At 43.5% G+C, this 7,569-nt stretch carries 7 protein-coding genes; 3 read left to right on the top strand and 4 right to left on the bottom strand.

Features of this window, described 5'->3' with window-relative positions:
• Window positions 1–24: 24 nt before the first annotated feature.
• Complete coding sequence (rnjA, locus tag NSQ37_RS13140; RefSeq protein ID WP_007611151.1) at window positions 25–1,692, bottom strand: ribonuclease J1; 1,668 nt, start codon at window positions 1,690–1,692, stop codon at window positions 25–27.
• Between the two features lie 5 nt (window positions 1,693–1,697).
• On the bottom strand, window positions 1,698–1,907 hold the full coding sequence (locus NSQ37_RS13145) for a DNA-dependent RNA polymerase subunit epsilon (RefSeq protein WP_003154548.1): 210 nt from the start codon (window positions 1,905–1,907) through the stop codon (window positions 1,698–1,700).
• A gap of 354 nt (window positions 1,908–2,261) precedes the next feature.
• Between NSQ37_RS13145 and NSQ37_RS13150 the strand changes: the two genes are divergently transcribed.
• Window positions 2,262–3,035 (top strand): Cof-type HAD-IIB family hydrolase, encoded by a 774-nt coding sequence (locus NSQ37_RS13150; protein WP_025284673.1) that lies wholly within the window; start codon window positions 2,262–2,264, stop codon window positions 3,033–3,035.
• Window positions 3,036–3,069: 34 nt separating this feature from the next.
• Here NSQ37_RS13150 and def read toward each other — a convergent pair whose 3' ends face one another.
• Together def and NSQ37_RS13160 are read right to left on the bottom strand one after the other, a co-directional pair.
• Window positions 3,070–3,624, bottom strand: a complete 555-nt coding sequence (def, locus tag NSQ37_RS13155) for a peptide deformylase (protein WP_003154544.1) — start codon at window positions 3,622–3,624, stop codon at window positions 3,070–3,072.
• A gap of 112 nt (window positions 3,625–3,736) precedes the next feature.
• Window positions 3,737–3,916 (bottom strand): YjcZ family sporulation protein, encoded by a 180-nt coding sequence (locus NSQ37_RS13160; RefSeq protein WP_007409651.1) that lies wholly within the window; start codon window positions 3,914–3,916, stop codon window positions 3,737–3,739.
• 244 nt (window positions 3,917–4,160) lie between these two features.
• Between NSQ37_RS13160 and NSQ37_RS13165 the strand changes: the two genes are divergently transcribed.
• Complete coding sequence (locus tag NSQ37_RS13165; RefSeq protein WP_032865273.1) at window positions 4,161–4,799, top strand: YkyA family protein; 639 nt, start codon at window positions 4,161–4,163, stop codon at window positions 4,797–4,799.
• A 456-nt stretch (window positions 4,800–5,255) separates the two neighbouring features.
• A complete protein-coding gene (gene fabD / locus NSQ37_RS13170) occupies window positions 5,256–7,562 on the top strand; it encodes an ACP S-malonyltransferase (protein WP_032868052.1) in 2,307 nt (768 codons plus the stop codon).
• The last annotated feature ends 7 nt before the right edge of the window (window positions 7,563–7,569 follow it).

A 7,569-nucleotide genomic window follows, 5' to 3' on the forward strand; every position in this document is an offset into this window, starting at 1 on the left:
CACTCATTACGAGTGCAGTTTTTTTTAGACCTCCATAATGATCGGAAGGATCATCGGGCGGCGTTTTGTTTTTTCGTATAGGAACGGAGCAAGCGTATCGGTAATTTCGTTTTTAATTTCGGACCACTGCGTTGTTTTCCGATCCATTACTTTCTCCAAATGGTTCGAAATCAGCTGCTGCGCGTCATTGATCAAATCACCGGATTCTCTCATGTATACAAAACCTCTTGAGATTAAATCAGGCCCCGCCGAAACCTTAAAGTCGTCCATATTGATGCTGACAACAACGATAACAAGGCCTTCTTCTGAAAGAATGCGGCGGTCGCGGAGCACGATATTGCCGATATCACCGATTCCGCTTCCGTCAATGTAAACGGAGCCGGACGGAATTTTGCCTGCCACAGCGGCTTCTTCGCCTTTGAGGGCCAGCACTTCGCCATTATCCATGATAAAGCAGTTTTCTTCAGGTATCCCGCAATCAGTCGCGAGTTTGACGTGCATTTTCTGCATTCTGTACTCACCGTGAATCGGCATAAAGAACTTCGGTTTGATCAGGCGGAGCATTAATTTCTGCTCTTCCTGTCCGCCGTGTCCGGATGTATGAATGTCATTCAATGAACCGTGAATGACTTCTGCGCCCGCACGGTACAGCTGGTTGATGGTGCGGCTTACGCTGATTGTGTTTCCGGGAATCGGAGAAGAAGAAAAGACGACCGTATCTCCGGGATTAATGGAAATCTGCCGGTGCGTCCCGTTAGCGATGCGTGATAACGCCGCCATCGGTTCACCTTGGCTTCCCGTACATAAAATTGTTACTTTATTGGCAGGCAAACGATTGATTTCGTTATGCTCAATAAACGTATTTTTAGGACAGGTAATGTAGCCGAGATTTTGTCCGATTTCAATAGCCGATTCCATACTGCGTCCGAATACGGCAACTTTTCTGCCTTTTAAAACGGCTGCTTCAATCACCTGCTGAAGACGGTGTATATTCGAAGCGAATGTCGCAAATATAATTCTGCCGTCCACTTTTCGGAAAATATCGTGAATGCTTTCGCCTACGCGGCGTTCTGACATGGTGAAATCAGGAACCTCACTGTTTGTACTGTCAGAAAGCAGGCACAGAACGCCTTCTTTCCCGATTTCAGCCATCTTTGTCAAGTTTGCCGGTTCGCCTACCGGTGTGAAATCGAACTTAAAGTCCCCGGTATGTACGATATTGCCAGGCGGTGTTTTGACGACGATTCCGTATGAATCCGGAATGCTGTGTGTCGTTCTGAAGAAGGATACTGACGTCTTGCGGAACTTCACGATGTCGTCTTCACCGATGATGTTTAATTTGGTCTGTCTTAACAGCCCGTGCTCTTCAAGTTTATTCCGAAGTAAGCCGATCGCGAGTTTACCGCCGTAAACGGGAATATTTACTTGTCTGAGCAGGTACGGAATACCGCCGATATGGTCTTCGTGACCGTGGGTGATAAACAGACCTTTAATTTTATCTTCATTTTTTACTAAATACGTGTAATCGGGGATTACGTAATCAATGCCGAGAAGTTCATCTTCCGGGAACTTGATTCCCGCATCAATCAGTACAATTTCATCCTGAAACTGCACCCCGTACGTATTTTTTCCGATCTCGCCCAATCCGCCGAGGGCGAAAACGGCAGTCTGGTCATTTTTTACAAATTTCATTCCGCTCATAACTCCAATACTTTAAAATTTTCGCTCTGCTTCTCATATTCTAAAAAAGCACCGTCCACAGGCTGAACAAATTCAATGTTGTATTTCTGATCTTTCAGTTTCGTTCTGACGTCCCGTTCTGAAACGCCCTCAATGTAAAGTGAATCTGTTTTTTCCCGAACAGGTACTTCGTCAGCCTTCTCTTGATAAAATACCTTATAAATCATCCAAATCTCTCCTTAAATGCCGTATGTTAGACTCGCTTATTCTATTATATTCGAAAACGGATTATAAGGAAAGTCTCGAGCAAAAAAGGGACTTTCAAAAACCGAAAGATCCCTTCTACGCGATGACTTTTTTCCGGAGCATTCCGCCCCACTGTCTTCTGAGTTTCTTCCGTAATCGGCGCAGCATCGTATACCTCCTTTAAAGCCCTTTATAGCAGTAGTATGCGGAAAAAATGAATTTGTTTTCGTGGGTAAAACTGGAATTTCATCAAGGCGGTTTTCCGGAAGAAAAACTTTCTGTATGATGATATTGAAAAAGACACGACTGATAAACGGGAAAAAGGAGAAATTAACATGAATCCAAAACTGATCTTTTTTGATATTGACGGCACGATCTATGACCATGATAAACATATTCCCGATAGCGCAAGAAACGCCGTGAAGGCGCTTAAAGAGGCTGGCCATCACGTTTTTATCGCCAGCGGAAGGTCCCCGTTTATGGTAAAACCGATTCTGGAAGAGCTTGAGATTGAATCATTTATTTCATACAACGGCCAGTATGTCGTATTTGAAGGTGAGGTCATTTATAAAAATCCGCTTCCTGAAGATGCGGTTGCGCGTTTATTAAAGCAGGCGGCAGAAGGGGAGCACCCCGTCGTATTTATGGCGGAAGACACGATGAAAACGACCGTCCCCGGACATCCGCACGTCTCGGAAGGAATCGGCAGTCTGAAAGCGCCTTATCCCGAAGTTGATGAAACATTTTATAAAGGAAAAGAAATTTATCAGCTGCTTTTATTCTGCCGCGGACATGAAGAAAAAGCATATGCCGCTTTTCCGGAGTTTGATTACGTCCGCTGGCATGAATTGTCAACGGATGTGCTTCCGAAAGGCGGTTCAAAAGCGGAAGGCATTAAAAGAGTGCTTGAGCGGCTTCCGTACGGCATAAGTGACACTTATGCATTCGGCGACGGACTAAATGATCTTGAGATGATTCGTTTTGTCGGCACCGGGGTGGCGATGGGAAATGCGGTTCCGGAATTAAAAGCTGCCGCTGATTTCGTCACAAAGCCGGTGGATGAGGAAGGAATCAGCTGGGCCGTCAAAGAACTGGGCCTTTTGAAATAAAGAAAACCGGCACTTTGGGAAGTGCCGGTTATTTTTAACGGTCAATGGCAATGGCGTTTTCAGGTTCTTTGAACGGATTTTCTTTATCAATATGGTCGTAAAACATCACGCCGTTCAGATGATCGATTTCGTGCTGAAACACGATGGCCGGAAAACCTTTGAGGCGGATGTCAATCTGTTCTCCTTCAAGCGTCACCGCCTTTACGCGGATGCGGGCGTAGCGCGGCACATAGCCGGGAATGGGTTCGTCTACCGACAGGCAGCCTTCTCCGCTCGTCAAGTAGCTTTTTTCCACTGAGTGGCTGACGATCTTAGGGTTAAAAAGAGCATAGCTGTATAAAGTGCCTTTCGCATCTTCTGCATGGACGGCGATCATCCGTTTTTTTACGTCTGTTTGGGGAGCGGCAAGACCGACGCCCGGACGAAGCTTGTATTTCTCGGCTAATTCAGGATTTTGGCTGTTTTTCACAAACTCAATCATATCAGCAAGATGCTGTTTTTCTTCGTCAGAAGCGGGAAGCTGAACCTCTTCAGCGATCTCTCTGAGCGCGGGATGTCCGTCGCGTACAATATTTTCCATAGTAATCAAGAAACTTCACTCCTAAAGCTTAATATGTAAATTATAGCGAATTTCTTTATCGCGGCGCAACGAAACAATTGGCCGGCCATAGCAGGCCGGCCGATGTTCATGGTGTATAATGTCAGCAGCCGCAGCCTAAATAAGCGGCACCGACGATGATTAATAAGATAAACAATACGACGATTAATGCGAATGTGCGGCCGTATCCGCCGCCGCAGCCGTAACCGTAACCGCCGCCATAACCATATCCGCCGCCGCAACAACCGCCGCCAAATCCGCCGCCAAATCCATATCCGTACATAAAAAAACCTCCTCTTTTAATTACGCTGACCCTCTGTCAGCAGGGCCGGCGTCTACTATAAACTATGTAAAAGCCAAAAAGATGTATGGTCATCCGCCCTGTTTTCTCAATTTTTTACGCAAGTATTCTTTGAAAGCACCGTAAGCGTCTTTACACGGTCATGCCAATTACAGCTCAGCTATTGTCAAAAAGCGTTCGGGCTTCTATAGTGGAAATTGTCAAGATTGGGGGATTTTAAGTGAATATGATTCAAAAAAAGGTATTAGCAGGAATCGGAGCGCTCGGCGCCGCAAGTATGCTGCTTGCCGGCTGCGGGGGAAAAGATCCGGTTGAATCGCTTCATGACTCGATGGAAAAAGCCGTTCAAGCGGAAAAACCGTTTCAAAAAGAGCAGAAAACATTAGAAAAATTGGAGAAAAAAGAGCATAAGCTATACGACAGCGCGGTTAAACTGAATATGGATGATTACCAGAAAATTGTCACACTGTCTGATCAGGCTCTGAGCAATGCAAATCAGCGAAAAAAACATCTGAAAGCAGAAAAAGACAGTATTGATGATTCAAAAAAAGCGTTTGAATCCGCAAAAAAAACTTCTCAAGAAATAAAAGATAAGAAAGTAAAAGAAAAAGCCGGGCATGCTGTCGCTTTAATGGAGAAAAGGTATGCATCTTATGATCTTTTGTACAAAAAGTACGAAAAAGCCATTTCACTTGATAAGGACCTTTATAAACTGATTAAAGATAAAAAGCTCACATTAGCGCAGCTGGAAGAGCAAATCAGCAAAGTAAACTCAGTTTACGAAAAGGTGCATAAACAAGCAGATGAGTTCAATCAATTTACTAAAGACTACAACAAAGAGAAAGAACTATTATTCCGCAAATAGTATAGTGAAGGCATATCGGCATGGGCTGATGAACTGATAACAACCGAGTTCAGCCGCCTGTAAAAAGGCGGCTGAAGAATTGGTATATACGTGTGTTTCCCATTGACAACAAGTAAATCATGGTATAGTATTTATTTAGGGAAATATTCACATAAAACCAATCGTTGTTTCGGCACGTTGGAATGTTTTTATTATATTGATATATATAAAACAGAATGAAAATGTGATTTTAATTATCAGAAAATTCCGTTTATTTATATTTGCGGCGATATGATATTTGTACATGCTTTTTGCTTTTAAACCTTTATCCGGCATAAAGGTTTTTTTATTTTGCTTCGTAATGCTTATTAAGTAAGGGTGCTGAGAGTAAACGACAATTTTAAAATTGAAGTGAAAAACGTTAATCAAAATCGGAACGAAAAGAAACGGCAGAAATACGGAACAGGAGGAAAACAAATGCTTGCTTACGTCTTTCCCGGACAGGGAGCGCAGTTTAAAGGAATGGGCAGAGACTTATTCGATGAATTCAGTGAGCTCATTAAAAAGGCAGATCATATTTTAGGATACTCCATAAAGGATTTATGCCTTTCAGATGAAAAAGAGAGGCTGACTGATACGAAGTATACACAACCTGCAATTTATACAGTGAGCGCACTGCAATATTTAAAGGGTTTAAAAGAAGGTCATACACGCCCTGATGCTGTTGCGGGACATAGTCTGGGTGAATATACTGCGCTTTTTGCGGCCGGCGTTTTTAATTTTGAAACAGGTCTCCGGCTGGTTGCTAAAAGAGGCGAGTTAATGAGTGAGGCTTCCGAAGGCGGAATGGCTGCCGTGATCGGACTGGATGAGCATCACATAAAAAAAATACTTCAAAAGTATGAACTCGGCCAAATAGATATCGCCAATTACAATACATCTTCACAAATTGTGATAGCAGGGGCTTCAGAAGAGATAAAACGGGCAGCCTCTTTTTTTGAAAAAGAAGGGGCGAAAGCTTATATCGTATTGCAAGTCGGCGGAGCTTTTCATTCTCGTTTCATGGAAAGTGCACAGCGCGAATTTGCGGAATTTATCGAGGAGTTTCATTTTTCTGAATTGAATTTCCCGGTCATTTCTAACTATACGGCAAGACCTTATAAACAAGAAGATATCAAACGGAATTTAATTGAACAAATAACAAACTCGGTAAAATGGACTGAAAGCATCAGGTATTTAATGGGACAAGGCGTCACTCTGTTTGAAGAGATCGGTCCTGGAAACATTCTGACTAAATTAATTCAAACCATACAAAGAGATGAAGAACCGCTTACTATCAGTGCGCCGGAAGACAGTCTCTTTTTTTCTGAAGGGAACACGGACAATTCGGAAAGCGGGAAAGAGCATAGCCTCTTGGCCGAAAATATAGAGAGCGGTGCAGCTTCACCGGTGTCCCGATTGGGTGATCAATCTTTCAAAGAAGATTACGGTTTGACATACGCGTATTTGGCAGGTGCGATGCATAGAGGGATTTCTTCCGATGAAATGCTGATCCGCCTCGGGAAGAAAGGAATGCTGGGGTTCTTTGGCACAGCGGGTTTACCTATAAGGGAAATTGAACAGGCCCTTATTTCTATTAAGAAGACACTCAAAAATGGCCAGCCCTATGGAATGAATCTGCGATTTGAGCCGGATCATCAAGATAGAGAAAAGGAATTGATAGATTTATATATCAAGCATGACGTACGAGTAATAGAAGCGTCTTCGTATTTTTCCGTCAGCGCACCATTAATTTATTACAAAGCGCATCAGTTGAAGATAGACAAAAGCGGCACGGTCATACCTCATAATCGGATCATTGCCAAAGTTTCACGGCCGGAAGTTGCGGCCGCATTTCTGAGTCCGCCTCCTCAAAGTATCGTAAAGAGAATGTGTCAGCACGGTATGCTGACGGAAGAGCAGGCGGAGTGGCTCAGCCGTATTCCGGCAGCAGACGATATCATTATTGAAGCAGATTGCGGAAGTAATACTGAACAGGGCTCATTGACAGCGATGCTGCCGTTTTTTGTTAACCTGCGGGATGAAATGATGGAAACACACAAATACGCAAGGAAGATAAGGGTCGGGGCTGCGGGAGGAGTCGGAACTCCCGAGTCTGCCGCGTCTGCTTTTTTAATGGGCGCTGATTTTATTATGACGGGATCCATTAATCAATGTACAGTTGAAGCCGAAACAAGCGGTTTTGTTAAAGAAATGCTGAGTGAGACAGGAATATGCGATACTGCTTATGCGCCTTCGGAGACTCTGTTTGAGTTCGGAACAAAAGTTCAGGTGCTGAAAAAGGGCACGCTGTTTCCGGTCAGGGCAAATAAATTATTTCAAATCTACCAACAATATGAGTCTTTGAGTGAGATAGATGAAAAGACAAAGATTCAGCTCGAAAATGATTATTTTAACAAGACTTTTGATGAAATCTACGAAAGCTTAATAGAAAAACAGCCGAACCTCGCCCAAAAAGCTGAGCGCAATCAAAAATATAAGATGCTGTTACTATTTAAGTGGTATTTGCAGAGAGGATGTCTGCTTGCTTTGGAAGGGCAGGAAGAACAAAAGGTGAATTTCCAAGTTCATTGCGGCCCGTCTTTAGGCGCTTTTAATCATTGGGTAAAGGGCACGGATTTGGAATCATGGAGAAACAGACATGTCGATGACATTGGTGAAAAATTAATGAATGAGACCGAAAGTCTGCTAAGGCACAGATTGGATACGTTATTTCTACACTAAAGAAGGG

Source organism: Bacillus sp. FSL P4-0334 (assembly GCF_038004825.1).
In the GTDB taxonomy this organism is placed as follows: Bacteria; Bacillota; Bacilli; order Bacillales; family Bacillaceae; genus Bacillus; species Bacillus velezensis.

What these genes read in the sequence shown, in the direction of transcription:
- rnjA (WP_007611151.1), bottom strand. Translation starts at nt 1,692, where the DNA reads ATGAAATTTGTAAAAAATGACCAGACTGCCGTTTTCGCCCTCGGCGGA.
- NSQ37_RS13145 (WP_003154548.1), bottom strand. Translation starts at nt 1,907, where the DNA reads ATGATTTATAAGGTATTTTATCAAGAGAAGGCTGACGAAGTACCTGTT.
- NSQ37_RS13150 (WP_025284673.1), top strand. Translation starts at nt 2,262, where the DNA reads ATGAATCCAAAACTGATCTTTTTTGATATTGACGGCACGATCTATGAC.
- NSQ37_RS13160 (WP_007409651.1), bottom strand. Translation starts at nt 3,916, where the DNA reads ATGTACGGATATGGATTTGGCGGCGGATTTGGCGGCGGTTGTTGCGGC.
- NSQ37_RS13165 (WP_032865273.1), top strand. Translation starts at nt 4,161, where the DNA reads ATGATTCAAAAAAAGGTATTAGCAGGAATCGGAGCGCTCGGCGCCGCA.
- fabD (WP_032868052.1), top strand. Translation starts at nt 5,256, where the DNA reads ATGCTTGCTTACGTCTTTCCCGGACAGGGAGCGCAGTTTAAAGGAATG.